The organism is Neohoeflea coraliihabitans, from assembly GCF_019334345.1.
Classification (GTDB): domain Bacteria; phylum Pseudomonadota; class Alphaproteobacteria; order Rhizobiales; family Rhizobiaceae; genus Pseudohoeflea; species Pseudohoeflea coraliihabitans.
On record NZ_JAHWQX010000001.1, the window covers coordinates 273255 to 288638 of the forward strand.

Genomic DNA, 15384 nt, shown 5'->3' on the forward strand with positions numbered 1-15384 from the left:
ATCAGAGAGTTGATTCGCTGGCAAGACCGGCGCCACGGCAAGAACGGCGGCGCCTATCCCTCCAGAACGCGGGAAGCTGGCTCAGATTTCCCCGACCAGCGGGCTGAGATCCATGTCACCGGCATACAGCCGGGCAGCGGACAGGACCACCTGCCGCGCCGCCTCCGGCAGCTCTTCGCCGCGCCCGGCCACGCCCTTGTTCAACCGCAGCGATGCCGCGTCCGAGGTGTTCTCGAGCGCTTTTTTCAGTCGCACCACATCAATCTTGTCACGCCCGAGATAGGCAGCGATCCGGCCCGCCAACTGCCGTTTGTCACCGAGAATATCCTCTTCGTAGGACACCCAGAGTGGACTGACGAGGCCCATGTCCTCGCATTTTTTCCAACTGACATAGAACTGCAGCAGCCACATGGACCACCGGTGCGCCAGCAAAGTCAGCCGGTCCTCGCGCGGCATGCGGGAATAATTGGCCGGCATGGCGTCATTGAAGAAATGGCCAGAATTCTCGGGGTCGTCCGCGCGCCAATGAATCAGCATGTCATCCAGCGAGATCAGCGTATCGAAGATATTGCGGTGGGTCACGATCGGCCGCAGCTTGTAGAGGCTGAGCAGACGCATCGTGAAGGGAGAAGCCCGAAGGTGATGCTGGGCGACAAAACCCTTCGCCTGAAGCGTGGCGCGCAGCAATGCCAGTTCGTCAATCTCCTGCTCGCGAATATTTGCGCCGAGGGCGGACGGATTGGCGCCGAAGGCGAAAATCATTGCAGCGCGCAGATCGGTCGCCTCTCTCAACTTGCTTTGTAAGAACGTCGAGGCCGATTTTGGCGCGCAGGCTACGAGCACGTACAATTCGTCGGACTGATGTGCTGTCAACCGCGCCCGCAGCACGAGCTCGGAAAACTGGTCGGTGCTGAGCGTAAGCTGAGTGGCTTGCGGCGCCGGAACGCGCGGCATGAAGAACGGATTTTTCCAAGCGATGATTGTCGCCAGTTCCAACCCATATTGAGGCGGGAAGCTATGCAGGAATTCGTGACATTCCCTGTCGAGCTGCTGATCATTCATCATCGTCGAAATACGCGCGATGAACTGCTCGATTTCACCTTTTCGTTCCAGTAAAGGGTTCCCCAAAACCGCAAGATCCTTCAATGCTTGATACAAATCGACGAGACAATAACTGAAAATAACGCGTCTATTAAACCAATTTTCGAAAATTATATATTTATAATATCATGATATTATACAATAATACCCCGGAAAAAACGAGTATACGCCCATTCCTTTAGTAACACGGGAAAACGTCCCTGTATGCTGCGGTGCGGACACACCGACATGTTTTGACCCGGAAGCAGGCGTGAAACCGGCATCAATTGGTTTGATAAGCACTGCGGCAGGTCGAGTGCAAGCCGGGCCAGCCTGGACGCCGGTGCAAGGCGGGAATGATGGCACTAAGCGCGCAGTTGCGCTGCGCTTGAGGTTGCCGCGTTGTGGGCCGCCGCCCGCGCTTCGCCCCCGGCAAAACAATTCCGGCCCTCGGCCTTGGCGGCGTAGAGCGCCTTGTCGGCCAGCGAGAACGCCGCGCCGAATGACAGGTCTGCCGGAGCGGCTGCCAGGCCGCCGGATACCGTCGCCGTGAATGCCTGTCCGGAGACCGAAAATTTCAGTTCCGCGACGGCTCGGCGGGCGGTTTCGGCAAGCGCATGTACCTCCTCGATACTGCGCTTCCAGCACAGCACCCCGTATTCCTCGCCGCCGATCCGCGCAACCAGGCAATCGCTGTCGAAGATCTTCCGCAATGCTGCGCCGACACGCGCGATCACCATATCGCCGGCCGCGTGGCCATAGGTGTCGTTGATATCTTTGAACCGGTCGATATCGAACAGGATCATCACCCGGTCCTCCAGCCGATCGGTGTAGGCATCCTGAAACGCCCGCCGGTTGGCCAGTCCCGAGAGCACGTCGGTGCTGCTGATGCGCTGCAATTCCTCGCGCGACACGCCAAGATCAAAAATAGCCAGACCGACGACCGCATAGGCGAACAAGGCAACGAAGAAGCCGATCGGCGGGGCGACGATGGTGTTCACCAGCAGCCCGTCCTTCAGCGCAAAGGGCAACAGCCCGACTGCAGCCAGGCCAACATGCGCAAGAACACTGAGAACAAACGCGACCATGGCGATCTTCAAGGCCATGCCGGCGGACTTGCGCCATACCTCGCAGACAGTCGAAAACTCACCGAGCGATAACTGCCGCACGATCCAGTCGCGCGTGGGACCAACCATACTTTGCTCCTCAACCACGCGCGACAGAGTAAGGATGGCGGATTAACAAAATCTTGGGAAAATGGCGGCTGGTCGGCACAGGCCGCGGATAATCGCCCAACCTCCTTTACAATTTCTTTCCAGCCCCCCGTAAAAAGAGGCACAATGGAGCTTGATCAAGCCAGTGATCGCGGTCGATAGGGCAAGGGCGTTCCCGCCAGATCGGTGGCGCCTGACCTCAGGTCTCGTCCTGCAGGAAGGGCGCTACCGTCCGATTCTCGGCAAAGATGCCGATGCGCTTGATCTCCCAGTGCAACCGAAGGCCTGAGGCCTCGAGAACACGCGCCCGCACCGTTTCGCCGAGCCGTTCGAGATCATACCCGGTTGCCGCGCCGGTGTTGATCATGAAATTGCAATGCATCGGCGACATCTGCGCGCCGCCCTCCGTCAGGCCACGACAGCCGGCCTTGTCGATTTCCTTCCAGGCGGACGATCCCTCGGGGTTCTTGAATGTCGACCCGCCGGTCTTCTCGCGAATCGGCTGCACCGTCTCGCGATGTTCCTGAACCGCCGCCATTTCAGCCTCGATCGCCGGCTTGTCCTGCGGCATGCCTTCAAAGACGGCGCGCGTGAAGATCAGGTCCTGGGGCGCATCTGAATGCCGATAGGCATAGCCCATCTCGGCATTGCTCAGGACATGGCGCCGGCCCTTGCGATCAAGCGCATGCACCTCGACGACCCGTTCGCAGGTTTCGGTCCCGTTGGCGCCCGCATTCATCCGCAAAGCACCCCCAATGGCACCTGGAATGCCGTGATAGAAGGCAAAGCCGCCTAGTCCGCTGTCGAGCGCCAGCGCCGCCAGCCGCTTGTCGGGGCACACCGAACCGGCCTCCAGGCGCGTTTCCGACAGACGCCTTGTCTGCCCGAACCCCTTCACCGAAGGCCGCACGACGACCCCGGGGATGCCGCCATCGCGCACCAGAAGATTCGAGCCGATGCCGACCGGCAGCAGCGGCACCTCCTCGGGCAGCAAGGCGAGAAAGGCCGCAAGGTCCTCCTCGTCAGCCGGCTGAAACAGCAATTCTGCCGGTCCTCCGGTGCGAAACCAGGTGATTTTCGACATGTCGGCGTTCGGCGTCAGCCGTCCGCGGATCGCATCTGTTGGTATCCCGAGATCCGCAAGCAAGCGTTCGCCGTCGATGCTCACGCCGCTCACGACTGCGCCTCATCGAGCGCTTTCAGTTCTGCCGGCAAGGCACCGGCCCACTGCGTGATGCTGCCGGCCCCCAGGCAGATGATCAGATCATCCGGGCGCGCCAGCTCGCGCAGCAGCGGCGCCAGCGCCGGGGCGCCGTCGACCAGACGCGCATCGCGATGTCCGCCGGCGCGCAGCCGCGACAACAAAGCTGCCGAATCTGCACCCGCGATCGGCTCCTCGCCCGCCTCGTAGACGGGCGTCAACACGACGGTATCCGCATCGTTGAAACAGGCTGCGAAATCATCGAACAGGCTCTGAAGACGGCTGTAGCGATGCGGCTGCATGACGGCGATCACCCGTCCGGAACAGGCGTCGCGCGCCGCCCGCAAAACAGCCCTGATTTCCACCGGGTGGTGTCCGTAATCGTCGTAGATCGCCACGCCGTTCCATTCGCCGGTCAGCGTAAAGCGGCGCTTGACCCCCGAGAACTGCGTGATGCCACGCGCAATATCGGCAGCGCTCATGCCCAACTCATGCGCCACCGCAATCGCCGCCGTGGCATTCGAGACATTGTGCCGGCCCGGCATCGGCAGGCGCAGATCCCGCAGCTCCTGCGTTTCCCCATTCTTGCGATCGCGGATGTCGACATCGAACAGCGACACGCCTCCATCCATGCGATGATTGAAAAAATGCACGTCCGATTGCGGGTTGGCGCCATAGGTGACGACCCGGCGGTCCTCGATGCGGCCGACCAGCGCCTGCACCTCCGGATGGTCGATGCACATTACGCCCAGACCATAAAAGGGCACGTTCTCGACGAATTGCGCGAAAGCCGCCCGCACCGCGTCGAAATCCCCGTAATGATCGAGATGCTCCGGGTCGATATTGGTCACCACGGCGATCTCCGCCGGCAGCTTCAGGAATGTGCCGTCGCTTTCGTCGGCTTCGACCACCATCCAGTCGCCGCCGCCCATGCGCGCATTGGTGCCATAGGCGTTGATGATGCCGCCATTGATCACCGTCGGATCCAGCCCGCCGGCATCGAGCAGCGCCGCCACCATCGAGGTGGTTGTCGTCTTGCCGTGCGTGCCGCCGATGGCGATGGCATTGCGAAAGCGCATCAACTCGGCAAGCATCTCCGCACGCCGCACGATCGGCAGCACCCGTTCACGCGCCGCCACCAGTTCCGGGTTTGACTTGCGGATCGCTGTCGAGACCACCACCACCCGCGCGTCGCCGAGATTGTCCGCCGCATGGCCGACATGCACGGTGATGCCCTTCTTGCGCAGCCGCTGCACATTGGCGCTTTCCGCCTGATCGGATCCCTGCACCCGGTAGCCGAGCGTATGCAGCACTTCCGCGATGCCGCTCATGCCGATGCCGCCGATGCCGATAAAATGCACCAGCCCGATATCCTGTGGCATCTTCATGTCTGTTCGCTCCTGGCTGCCGCAACTGATTTGCCGGCTGCAATAGCCTCAACCAGATCGGCAAGCAACCGCGTCGCGTCGACCCGCGCCACGCCATGCGCGTTCGCCGCCATGCTGTAGAGCCGTTCCGGGTCGGACAGAAGGGCCGTCAGGTCCGCCGCCAGAGTATCGCGGGTGATCGCGGGCTGCCGGCGCATCAGCGCCGCATCGGCCTCCACCAGCAATTGCGCATTGTGCCCCTGATCATCATCGAGCGCATGCGGCAAGGGCACCAGGATCGCCGGCCGGCCGATGATCGCCAATTCGTTGACCGTCGAAGCGCCCGAGCGCGACAGCACGAGATGTGCATTGGCGAGATGCGCCGGCAGATCATCGAAGAACCGAGCCACATCGGCTTGCACACTCATCTGCGCATAGCGCGCCGTCAGCCGCTCCTCATCTTCGCCGCGCGCCTGCTGCGTCACGACCAGCCGCTGCTGCAGGGCTGCGGGCAATTGCGCGATCGCCTCCGGCACCGCGGCGGAAAAGAACTGTGCGCCCTGGCTGCCGCCAAACACCAGGAGCCGCAGGGGCCCGCCCTCCTGGGGACGCTCATAGGGAGTTCCGGCCCGCGCCAGAACGGCAGGGCGCGCCGGATTGCCCACCTCGACGATTTTCTCGGCATGCCGACCCCTCGCCTTGAGAAAGCCGCCGGCGATGGCATCAACGCGTCCCGCCAGCGCCCGGTTGGCGCGGCCCATGACGCCGTTCTGCTCGTGAATGATCGTGCGCTGCCCTGACAGTGCCGCCGCCATGAGCGGCGGCACGGTGGGATAACCGCCGAAGCCGACGACGATTTTCGGCTGCACCGCGCGCATCAGGGACCAGGCCTTGAAAAAACCGTGCGCGAGCGTCGATCCGGTTTTCAAAAGGCGCAGCGGCGACTTGCCGCCAAATGTTGCCGAGGGCACCAGATGGATGCGTTCGGCGGGAAAATCACCGGCGAATTTCTCGGCCCGCATGTCGGTGACCAGTTCAACCCGATGCCCGCGTGCCGCCAGTTCGCCCGCCAGCGCCTCCGCCGGAAACAGATGTCCGCCCGTGCCGCCAGCCGCCAGCAATATCGGCCCCCGGCCCACGCCGGACCGCTCAGCCATGCGCCTGACCTGCGGCAGGAACGCCGCTCGCCGGCAGCGCACGCCGGCGCCCTCCGCGCCGCAGCCGGTGTTCCGGGCTGTGCCGGGTCAGTGCCAGCAGAAAGCCCGCCGTCAGCGCCACGGCGATCATCGAGGACCCACCATAGGAAATCATCGGCAGCGTCATGCCCTTGGCGGGCAAAAGCTGCAGGTTGACACCGATATTGATGAAGGACTGAAAGCCGATCAGCAGCGCCAGCCCCGATACCGCCAGGCGGCTGAAATCATCCTGCAGCGCCCCGGCCTTGCTCAGTCCGCGAATGACGATGAAGGCAAACAGTACGGTCAGCACCATGCAGAATAAAATGCCGAATTCCTCGGCCGCCACGGAAAACACGAAATCCGTATGGCTGTCGGGCAGGATGCGCTTGATCGTGCCCTCCCCCGGACCGCGCCCAAGCCAGTCGCCGCGAATGATCGCCTCGCGCGCCGTGTCGACCTGAAACGTGTCGCCCCCCTTTTGCAGGAAGCCGTTGATGCGATCGGCCACATGCGGAAAGACGAAATAGGCGGAGATGAATCCGGTGATCGCCACCGCGCCAAGCAGCATGATCCAGAACCAGCTCATGCCCGCCATGAAGAACATGCCGCCCCAGATTGCCGCTGTCAGCATTGTCTGGCCCAGATCCGGTTGCGCTACCAGAAGGGCCGCGACAATGATGAACAGGATGATCGCGAACAGATTGCCCGGAATCTCCGGATGCCGGGAATGCTCGGAAAACAGCCAGGCACAGATGATCACGAAGGCCGGCTTCATGAATTCCGAGGGCTGCAGCGACACGCCGGCAACCGAGATCCAGCGTCGCGAGCCTTTCACTTCGACACCGAAAAACAGCGCCGCGATCATCGCCGCGATGGAAATGCCGAGGATCAGCAAGGCGGCGCGCCGCACCTGGCGCGGCGACAGGAACGACACGCCCAGCATGGTCACCAGCGTCGGCACGAGAAAGACGGCATGGCGCTTGACGAAATGAAAACTGTCGAGGCCGAGCCGCTCCGCTACCGGCGGACTGGCGGCAAAGGACAGCATGAACCCCAGCCCGATCAGCAGGGTGAAGACCGCGAGGAACAGCCGGTCGATGGTCCAGAACCAGTCCGCAACCGGCCCCCGTTCGGCACGCGTCACCATCAGCTTTTCCCTTCATCAACGTGATCGACAAGCATTTCGATGCCTTCGATCTGAGCGATTTGCCTGACGAAAGCGTCGCCCCGCACCTCGAAATTGCGGAACTGGTCGAAACTGGCACAGGCCGGTGACAGTAACACCACCGGGCTTGCGTCGGCGTTGCCGCCCGCATCCTGCGCTGCCGCATCGGCATCCTGCGCCGCCTGCGCCACCGCCTGCTCGATCGTTCCGGAGATCTCGAAGGGCGCGTGCGCGCCGATGATGCTGGCAAATGCGGAGGCGGCCTCACCAATCAGATAGGCCTTGGCCAGCCGCGGAAACAGCGGCTCGAGCGCGGCAATGCCGCCATCTTTGGCCAGACCGCCGGCGATCCAGTAGATCTGCTCATAGCTCGACAAGGCAGGCGCCGCCGCTTCCGCATTGGTGGCCTTGGAATCGTTGACGAACAGGACGGCGCCGCGCCGCGCCACCGGCTGCATCCGGTGCTTGAGGCCTGGAAAACTCTCAAGCCCGCCGCCGATCTCGTCATCCGAAAGTCCGACCGCCTGGCAGGCGGCAATCGCCGCCGCGGCATTCTGGCCATTGTGACGCCCGCGCAGCGTCGTACTTTGCGACAGATCGGCAACGGGCAATTGCCGCCCCGCTTCGACCCGCATGACCGTGCCGTCCCGGGCCACCAGCCCGTCGCTGAGCGCTGCGGCTGTGTGTGTCGTTGCCAGCCGGATCACCGCATGGCCGGCATCATCGAGGCGTGCCGCGATCGCGCTGCAATACGCGTCGTCAACGCCGACAATCGCGATGTCGCTGCGCGCCACCAATTGTTCCTTGATAGCCGCATAGCGCTGCATCGTGCCGTGCCGGTCGAGATGATCCGGCGTCAGGTTGAGCAGAATGCCGGCCGTCGGATCAAGCGACGGGGCCAGTTCGATCTGGTAGGATGAACATTCAACAACGTGAAAGCGCTCCGCCCCCGGCTCTTCGAGCGCCAGCACCGGCGTGCCGATATTGCCGCCCATCTGCGTGTCACGACCACTGGCGGCAAGGATGTGTGCGATCAGCGCCGTTGTCGTCGATTTGCCGTTGGTGCCCGTCACGGCGATGAACGGGCTGCCGGGTGCGAAGGCCCGGCGTTCCCGCACGAAGATTTCGACATCGCCAATAATCTCGACGGAGTTGGCCTGCGCCAGACCGACCGTCCAATGCGGCTTGGGGTGCGTCAGCGGCACGCCCGGCGACAACACCAGGCTGTCGACCAGTGCCCAGTCGAGATCATGCAGATCGTCAGTGGCGATACCGTGCGCCTTCGCCCGCGCCACCTGCTCGGGATTGTCATCCCAGGTCGACAGAACCGCGCCGCCGGCTTGCAGCGCCAGCGCCGTTGCGAGCCCCGATCCGCCAAGGCCGAACAGCGCCACGCGCCGCCCCTTGAATGTCCGCGCCGCGATCACCCCGAACACTCCGGCTTGAGCACCGGATAGGCCCCGCACAGGGCCGCGACGATGCGGCCAAACCCCAGCCCGAGCGACGATTTGACCACCACGACGTCGCCGGCTTCGAGCGTCTCCTGCAGCCATGCCGCCAACTCATCGGCCGTCTCGCGCCAGACCACCGGCACGCGCTCGCCGAGCGCCGCTTCCAGATGCTTCATCTCGGGTCCGGCCAGACCGACGAGATCGGCCTTTGCCTCGATCACCGCGTCGGCGAGATCCGCATGCACCTTCTCGGCATAGCGCCCCATTTCCAGCATGTCGCCGAGCACGGCGATGCGCCGCCCGCCCGCCTCGACCGGCGCGTCGGCCAGCAGCGCCAGGGCGGCGCGCATCGAAGCCGGGTTGGCGTTGTAGCTTTCGTCGATCAGCGTCACGCTGCCTTCGCCGATCGCCAGGTGATGACGGGCGCCGCGGCCCTTGTCCGGCGCAAAATCGGCGAACGCCGCTGCGACCGTGTCCACGTCGGCCCCGGCAAAGGCGGCAGCGCCGAGCACGGCCAGTGCATTGTCAACCACATGCCGGCCCGGCGCCCCGACCCGCAGCGTCAGGTCGCGCGCATTCAGCCGCACGGTGGTGTCCGAATGCTCCGGCCCGATCTCGCACGCCATCAGCCGGATGCTGGCCTGCTTGTGCGCACCGAAACTGCGCACCTGCGGCACGCCAAGCTCACTGGCGCGCTTGCGCAGCTGCGAGAATTTCTCGTTGTCGCGGTTGAGAAGCACCGTGCCGCCGTCGGCAAGGCCTTCCATGATCTCCGCCTTTGCCGCGGCAATCTCCGACAATCCCTTGAAGTTGCCGAGATGCGCACCGGCCACCGTGGTGATGATGGCGATGTGCGGACGCACCAGCTTGACCAGCGGACGGATCTCGCCTGGATGGTTCATGCCGATCTCGAAGACGCCGAAATCGGCATCTTCCGGCATCCGCGCCAAGGTCAGCGGCACGCCCCAGTGATTGTTGAAGGAGGCCCGCGCCGCATGCACCTTGCCGCACGGGGTCAGAACATGCCGCAGCATCTCCTTGCTGGTCGTCTTGCCTACCGAACCGGTCACCGCGATCACCTGCGCCGACGAGCGGGCGCGCGCCGCCGCCCCAAGGGCCCCGAGCGCTGCCAGCACGTCGTCAACGACGATCATCGGCACATTCAGCCGGCCGAGCGCCGGCAGCCGCGCTTCCGAGACCACCATCAGCCCGACGCCGGCCGCCATGGCGGCGCTGGCAAAATCGTGGCCGTCGAAGCGATCGCCCTTGATGGCGAAGAACGCATCGCCCTTCTGCAGGGTGCGCGTGTCGATCGAGATGCCGTCGACGCCGTCCGGCAGGTTCCCGACCGGGCGGCCGTTCATCGCCGCCACCATCGCCTCCGCTGTCCACAGCCGGCTCATGCCTGGCCCCCGCCATCTTCCGCAGCCCCCGGCAATGCGGCCAGCGCCTTGCGGATCTCGGCATGATCGGAAAACGGATGCACCGTCGCCCCGACAGTCTGCCCTTCCTCGTGTCCCTTGCCGGCGACGATCAGCGTATCGCCATGCGCCAGCATCGCCACCGCCGCGCGGATCGCCTCACCGCGATCGCCGATCTCGCGTGCGCCGCTGGCCGCCGCAAGGATCTCCGCGCGGATCGCCGAAGGTGTTTCCGACCGGGGATTATCGTCCGTGACGATCGTCACATCGGCAAGACGGGACGCGATTTCGCCCATGATGGGCCGCTTGCCGCGGTCCCGATCACCGCCGCAGCCGAACACCACGACAACGCGTCCGGTTGTGAAGGGCCGCACGGCAGAAAGGACGTTTTCGAGCGCCTCCGGCTTGTGCGCGTAATCGACATAGCAGGGTGCGCCCTCCGGCGTCGCGCCGACCAGATCGAGCCGGCCCGAGGCGCCTTCCAAGGATTCAAGCGCCTCCAGCGCTGTATCCACCGACACGCCGGACCCCATCGCCATGCCCGCCGCGACCAGCGCGTTGGCAAACTGGAAATCGCCGGCCAGCGGCAGATGCACCTCGAAGATGCGTCCATCATGATGAATTTCACCCACCTGCGCGTGGCGCCGGTGTTCGACCCGTTTCAGGGCGAGAAAGCCGCCTTTGCGACCGACACTCAGCACCTGCGCACCCGCCCGCTCGGCAGCGGTGACGGCGCGTTCCGACCATGCATCGTCGGCAAAGATCACCGCCGGCTCACCGCGCGGCAGCAAGGTGTCGAACAGGCGCATCTTGGCGGCAAAATAATCGTCCATGTCGGTGTGATAATCGAGATGATCGCGGCCCAGATTTGTAAAGCCCGCCACGGCAAGCGCCACACCGTCGAGCCGTCGCTGCACCAGCCCGTGGCTCGACGCCTCCATGGCTGCATGGCTGACGCCGGCGCTGGCAAGCTCGGCCAGAAGACGCTGCAGGGCCACCGGATCCGGCGTCGTCAGGGCGCCGTAGTCGCGCCGGCCGGGCGCGATCACGCCCGTGGTGCCAATCATCGCCGCCGCCTCGCCCGCATGCGCCCAGATCTGCCGAAGAAAGGACGCCACCGAGGTCTTGCCGGCCGTGCCGGTGACCGCGCCGATGACCCGGGGCTGCAGCCCGAAAAATGCCGCCGCCGCCCGCGCCAGAACCTGCCGTGGATCATCGGCCAGGATGATCGGCAGGCCGCTGTCGAACAGTTCAGCGTCGGAGGACGCGACCACGGCCACCGCACCCTTCAGCGCCGCCTCGGCGACATAGCGTCCGCCATCGACCTTCGTCCCGGGGAGCGCAAAGAACAAGTCGCCCGGCTGCACGGTACGGCTGTCGGCGCACAGGCCGGAAAAGGACAGTTCGGCACCGTCCGCCGGAGGGATCGTCAAGGCGCCTTCTGGCAGCGCTCGGAGCAATTCGCTCAGTTTCATACAGTTTCTGTCCCGCCGATGAGAAAAACGCGTCGATAGCCAGACAAAACAGGCCTCAATATGTCAAGCCGGCGACCGCTTCGCCATTGCCGAAGACCGGCTTGATGCCGAGAAAACCAGCCGAACGGCGAATGATCGCGCCCACCGTCGGCGCTGCATTCATGCCGGCGGTGGCGTAGTGCTTGCCTTCCTCCGGCTTCGGCTCATCGATGATCACCAGGACGACATATTGCGGATCGTCGATCGGAAATGCCGAAAGGAAGGCATTGAACCGGACCTTCGAGGAGTAGCGGCCATTGACCACCTTTTCGGCTGTACCGGTCTTGCCGCCGACCCGGAATCCATCGACCTCGGCGCGGCGGCCTGAGCCCTGCTCGACATTCATGCGCATCAGCTGACGCAACTCCTCGGATGTCTGCGGGCGGATCACCTGTTCGGCAAACTTTGCTGCTTCGTCACGGCTGCGCGGCCGGAAAGTCGGTTCGATCAGCTTGCCGCCATTCATCAATGCGGCAGCCGCCACCGCTGTCTGCAGCGGCGTGGTCGCCACGCCGTGACCGAACGAGATCGTGATCGAATTGATCTTCTTCCACACTTTCGGCTGGGTTGGCGTGGCAACCTCCGGCAGTTCCGTCTCCAGCCGCGTCAGAAGGCCGATCCGGGTGAGAAACTCCCGCTGCGCCTCGATGCCGACCACATCCGCCATTCGCGCCGTGCCGATATTCGAGGAGTAGATGAAGATTTCCGGCACGGTGAGAACGCGGTTCTTGCCGTGAAAGTCGCTGATCGTGAACCCGCCGATGCGGATCGACTTGCGCGCATCGAAGGTGTCGGTGAAACGCACCTTGCCCGAATCCAGCGCCATCGCCGTCGTGAACGCCTTGAAGGTCGAGCCCATCTCGAAGGTGCCGGCCGACATGCGGTTCAGGCGATCCTTCTCCAGCGCTTCGACCGGATTGTTGGGATCGTAATCGGGCAGCGACGACATTGCCAGCACTTCACCGGTGTGGATGTCGAGCACCACACCCCCGGCGGCAATCGCCTGGTAGCGCTGCATTGCCGCCGCCAGTTCATCGCGCAACACATTCTGCACCCTCAGATCGAGCGACAGGCGCACCGGCTCCAGCGTTTCATCGACGGTCAGCCCTACCGCAGCCAGATCACCGAGACCCTGGCCATCGACGAATTTTTCCATCCCGGCGATGCCCTTGTTGTCGATATTGACGTGACCGACAATGTGCGACGCCGTGGGCCCGCCCGGATAAAACCGCCGCTTTTCCGGCCGAAAACCGATCCCGGGAATGCCGAGCGCCAGGATCTGGCTCTGCTGCCGCGGGGTCAGCTGCCGCCTCAGCCACTGAAAGCGGGAGGAGGAGGACAGCTTGCGATAGGTGGTGCGCACATCGAGATCGGGCAGCACCGTTGCCAGCCGTTCGATCGCCTCATCCGGGTCAACGATCTTGTTCGGCTCTGCATAAAGCGACACCGTTCGGATATCGGTGGCCAGCACTTCCCCGTTGCGGTCGACCAGATCGGGCCGGGAGGCCATCAGCTTGTCAGCGGGGCCGATCGAGGCCACCGTGCCTTCACTCTCCAGCCCGTACTGGGTCAGGCGCACCCCGATCAGGGCATAGAGCATGGCGAAACAAAGTATGGTGATCAGCACGCGACTGCGCGCCTGCCGCCCATGTCCGATGCGCTCGCCCGTCAGGCGAATGGGGTGCTCCTGTTTGCCGGCAGCCTGCTCAGCAGTCCGGCCTGGCGCGGACGACAGGCGCATGCGGCGCAGGACCCGGATGTCGAAGGGAAGGGAAGCGGCGCGGTTCATGGCTGCACCGAGCCGGTCTTGAGCATCGTATCGAGACCGGGCACGCCACCGTCAGACCCGGATGCATCCTCGGCTACGGCCGGGTCGGGAGCCGGCGGCAGTTCGCCCCAGGGCGCCATCTGTCGTGCCGTGATCACCTCGAGTTGCAATTGCTCGGCATAGTCGGCGGTCAACCGCTGCAACCGGCTTGGCTGGTTGAGCAGGCTCCAATCCGCCTCAAGCAGATCGATGGTGTCCTCCTCGAGCTGGATTTCGGCTTGCAGCCTTTCCACATCCTCAAGCTTCACCTCCGCCTGATGCTTGATGTGATAGGTCGCCGTCGCCGCGCCGATCATTGCGAAAATCAAGAGGACATCGTGGGTACGCAACATGGCATCAGCCTCCAAACGCCGACAGCGCAGCGAGTTCAGGGACGGGTAGAATTGAAAGGTCACGCGAGCGCGGCGCCGCCTCGGTGCGCCGCGCGGCGCGCAGCTTGGCAGACCGGGCGCGCGGATTGCGCTCGCATTCTGCCGCATCCGGCTTCACCGGCTGCCGTCCCAGCGGTTCGAACACCGCTTCGCGTTCAGCCGTCTCGGGCAGATGCCGCGATCCGCTCGCCTTGCCGCTGCGATCAGCCAGGTAGCGTTTGACGATGCGGTCCTCGAGCGAATGAAAGGTGACGACAACCAGGCGTCCGCCGGGCTTGAGCGCCCGTTCGGCGGCAAACAGCGCCCGCGCCAGTTCGGCAAGCTCGTCGTTCACATAAGTGCGCAGCGCCTGGAAGACCCGGGTCGCCGGATGGATGCGGTCCTGGGCGCGGCGCGGCGCCACTTTCTCGATCAGCGCCGCCAGTTCTCCCGTCGTGGTGATCGCCTTGTGCTGCCGCGCCTTCTCAATGGCGCGGGCCATGCGGCCAGCCTGTCGCTCTTCGCCGAGCAGCCCGAAGACACGGATGAGGTCCGACACCTTCATCTTGTTGACCACGTCGGCGGCGCTGACCCCGGCCTGGCCCATGCGCATGTCGAGCGGACCATCGCGCATGAAGGAAAAGCCGCGCTTGGCCTCGTCGATCTGCATCGAGGACACGCCGATATCGAGCACAACACCGTCAAGGCTGTTGCTTTCGACATGATCGAGCATTTGCGAAAATGGCGCCATCACCAGGCGCAGCCGTGAGCCGTATCGCTTCTGCAGCGCAGCAGCGCCGGCGATCGCATCCGGGTCGCGATCAAAACCGATAATGTCGGCACCCGCCTCGAGCAGCGCCGTCGAATACCCGCCGGCACCGAAGGTCGCGTCAATCATTGTCGTTCCGGCGCGCGGATCAAGGGCAGCACAAACCTCGGCCAACATCACCGGCACATGGCGCGCAGAGCCAGGATCGGCGCCCTCCGGTATGTCCCCACTCTGCGCCATCAATCCCCGTTCCCCTTTGGTGCCGGTCAGGCCGGCCGCATCCGTTCCCTTCGGGCCCGCGCCTGCATCTCCTCGAAGGCCGCCGGTTCCCACAACTGAAAATGATCGCCGCGCCCCGCGAACGTGACCCGGTCGGCAATCCCGGTGAAATCGCGAACGAAATCCGGGATCTGCAACCGCCCCTCGGCATCGAGCTTCATGAAGATGCCGCCGCCATGAACCAGAAGCGACATCCTGTTGGCTTCCTCGGAGAACGGATCCAGCGTGGCGATCTGCCGCTCGAAGCGCTCGAGGATCTCCGCTCCCGCCATCGAAATGGCCGGAAAGATAAAGTCCTGGTAAGCGTAGAGTTCCTGCGTTCCATTGCGCGCCAGAACAGAGCGAAACACCGACGGGACAGAGACCCGTCCCTTCGCATCGATCTTGTTCGTCGCATTCGACAGGAACCGGTCTGCTACGCCCAACCGCTGTATCCGCCCCTTGCCTGCATCGCGAAAATCCCACGGTCTTACCCCCGGTTTCCGAAGGCAGCGCCGCTGCGTGCGCCGGCCTCCGGCCCGCCACCCGTCCGGCGTTCCAGAGCGCCCGCGGCACCCCGGTTCCACC

At 64.2% G+C, this 15384-nt stretch carries 13 protein-coding genes; all 13 read right to left on the reverse strand.

Going from position 1 to position 15384, the window contains the following annotated elements; all coding sequences use genetic code 11:
• Positions 1-81 precede the first annotated feature (81 nt).
• The 13 genes from KY465_RS01350 to mraZ all read right to left on the reverse strand — a co-directional run bounded on the left by KY465_RS01350 (position 82) and on the right by mraZ (position 15242).
• On the reverse strand, positions 82-1128 hold the full coding sequence (locus tag KY465_RS01350) for a hypothetical protein (protein WP_219157664.1): 1047 nt from the start codon (positions 1126-1128) through the stop codon (positions 82-84).
• A gap of 317 nt (positions 1129-1445) precedes the next feature.
• Positions 1446-2276: a GGDEF domain-containing protein gene (locus KY465_RS01355; protein ID WP_219157666.1), complete on the reverse strand. Its 831-nt coding sequence runs from the start codon at positions 2274-2276 to the stop codon at positions 1446-1448.
• A 217-nt stretch (positions 2277-2493) separates the two neighbouring features.
• Positions 2494-3456 carry a UDP-N-acetylmuramate dehydrogenase gene (gene murB / locus KY465_RS01360; protein ID WP_428982934.1) on the reverse strand — a complete coding sequence of 321 codons (963 nt, stop codon included), beginning with the start codon at positions 3454-3456 and terminating at the stop codon, positions 2494-2496.
• A gap of 11 nt (positions 3457-3467) precedes the next feature.
• Positions 3468-4883: a UDP-N-acetylmuramate--L-alanine ligase gene (murC, locus tag KY465_RS01365; protein ID WP_219157668.1), complete on the reverse strand. Its 1416-nt coding sequence runs from the start codon at positions 4881-4883 to the stop codon at positions 3468-3470.
• Entirely contained in the window at positions 4880-6001 is a 1122-nt protein-coding gene (murG, locus tag KY465_RS01370; protein WP_219200716.1) for an undecaprenyldiphospho-muramoylpentapeptide beta-N-acetylglucosaminyltransferase, read from the reverse strand. The genes murC and murG overlap by 4 nt, the downstream gene beginning before the upstream one ends.
• Before the next feature lie 10 nt (positions 6002-6011).
• Positions 6012-7187 (reverse strand): putative lipid II flippase FtsW, encoded by a 1176-nt coding sequence (gene ftsW, locus KY465_RS01375; RefSeq protein ID WP_219157670.1) that lies wholly within the window; start codon positions 7185-7187, stop codon positions 6012-6014.
• Positions 7187-8632: a UDP-N-acetylmuramoyl-L-alanine--D-glutamate ligase gene (gene murD / locus KY465_RS01380; RefSeq protein WP_219157672.1), complete on the reverse strand. Its 1446-nt coding sequence runs from the start codon at positions 8630-8632 to the stop codon at positions 7187-7189. Before murD ends, ftsW begins: the two co-directional genes overlap by 1 nt.
• Complete coding sequence (locus tag KY465_RS01385) at positions 8629-10059, reverse strand: UDP-N-acetylmuramoylalanyl-D-glutamyl-2,6-diaminopimelate--D-alanyl-D-alanine ligase (protein WP_219157674.1); 1431 nt, start codon at positions 10057-10059, stop codon at positions 8629-8631. Before KY465_RS01385 ends, murD begins: the two co-directional genes overlap by 4 nt.
• Complete coding sequence (locus tag KY465_RS01390; protein ID WP_219157676.1) at positions 10056-11552, reverse strand: UDP-N-acetylmuramoyl-L-alanyl-D-glutamate--2,6-diaminopimelate ligase; 1497 nt, start codon at positions 11550-11552, stop codon at positions 10056-10058. Before KY465_RS01390 ends, KY465_RS01385 begins: the two co-directional genes overlap by 4 nt.
• 55 nt (positions 11553-11607) lie before the next feature.
• Positions 11608-13380, reverse strand: coding sequence for a peptidoglycan D,D-transpeptidase FtsI family protein (locus KY465_RS01395; protein WP_255561375.1), 1773 nt, complete (start codon positions 13378-13380; stop codon positions 11608-11610).
• Positions 13377-13751: a cell division protein FtsL gene (gene ftsL / locus KY465_RS01400; protein ID WP_219157678.1), complete on the reverse strand. Its 375-nt coding sequence runs from the start codon at positions 13749-13751 to the stop codon at positions 13377-13379. The genes KY465_RS01395 and ftsL overlap by 4 nt, the downstream gene beginning before the upstream one ends.
• A 4-nt stretch (positions 13752-13755) precedes the next feature.
• On the reverse strand, positions 13756-14781 hold the full coding sequence (rsmH, locus tag KY465_RS01405; RefSeq protein WP_428982907.1) for a 16S rRNA (cytosine(1402)-N(4))-methyltransferase RsmH: 1026 nt from the start codon (positions 14779-14781) through the stop codon (positions 13756-13758).
• 23 nt (positions 14782-14804) lie between these two features.
• The gene (gene mraZ, locus KY465_RS01410) at positions 14805-15242 is read right to left on the reverse strand and encodes a division/cell wall cluster transcriptional repressor MraZ (protein WP_219157682.1); all 438 of its coding nucleotides are present in this window, start codon (positions 15240-15242) and stop codon (positions 14805-14807) included.
• Between the last annotated feature and the right edge of the window lie 142 nt (positions 15243-15384).

Coding starts and splice junctions, on each gene's coding strand:
- murC (WP_219157668.1), bottom strand. CDS start 4,883: ATGAAGATGCCACAGGATATCGGGCTGGTGCATTTTATCGGCATCGGC.
- ftsW (WP_219157670.1), bottom strand. CDS start 7,187: ATGGTGACGCGTGCCGAACGGGGGCCGGTTGCGGACTGGTTCTGGACC.
- KY465_RS01395 (WP_255561375.1), bottom strand. CDS start 13,380: ATGAACCGCGCCGCTTCCCTTCCCTTCGACATCCGGGTCCTGCGCCGC.
- ftsL (WP_219157678.1), bottom strand. CDS start 13,751: ATGTTGCGTACCCACGATGTCCTCTTGATTTTCGCAATGATCGGCGCG.
- KY465_RS01355 (WP_219157666.1), bottom strand. CDS start 2,276: ATGGTTGGTCCCACGCGCGACTGGATCGTGCGGCAGTTATCGCTCGGT.
- KY465_RS01390 (WP_219157676.1), bottom strand. CDS start 11,552: ATGAAACTGAGCGAATTGCTCCGAGCGCTGCCAGAAGGCGCCTTGACG.
- KY465_RS01385 (WP_219157674.1), bottom strand. CDS start 10,059: ATGAGCCGGCTGTGGACAGCGGAGGCGATGGTGGCGGCGATGAACGGC.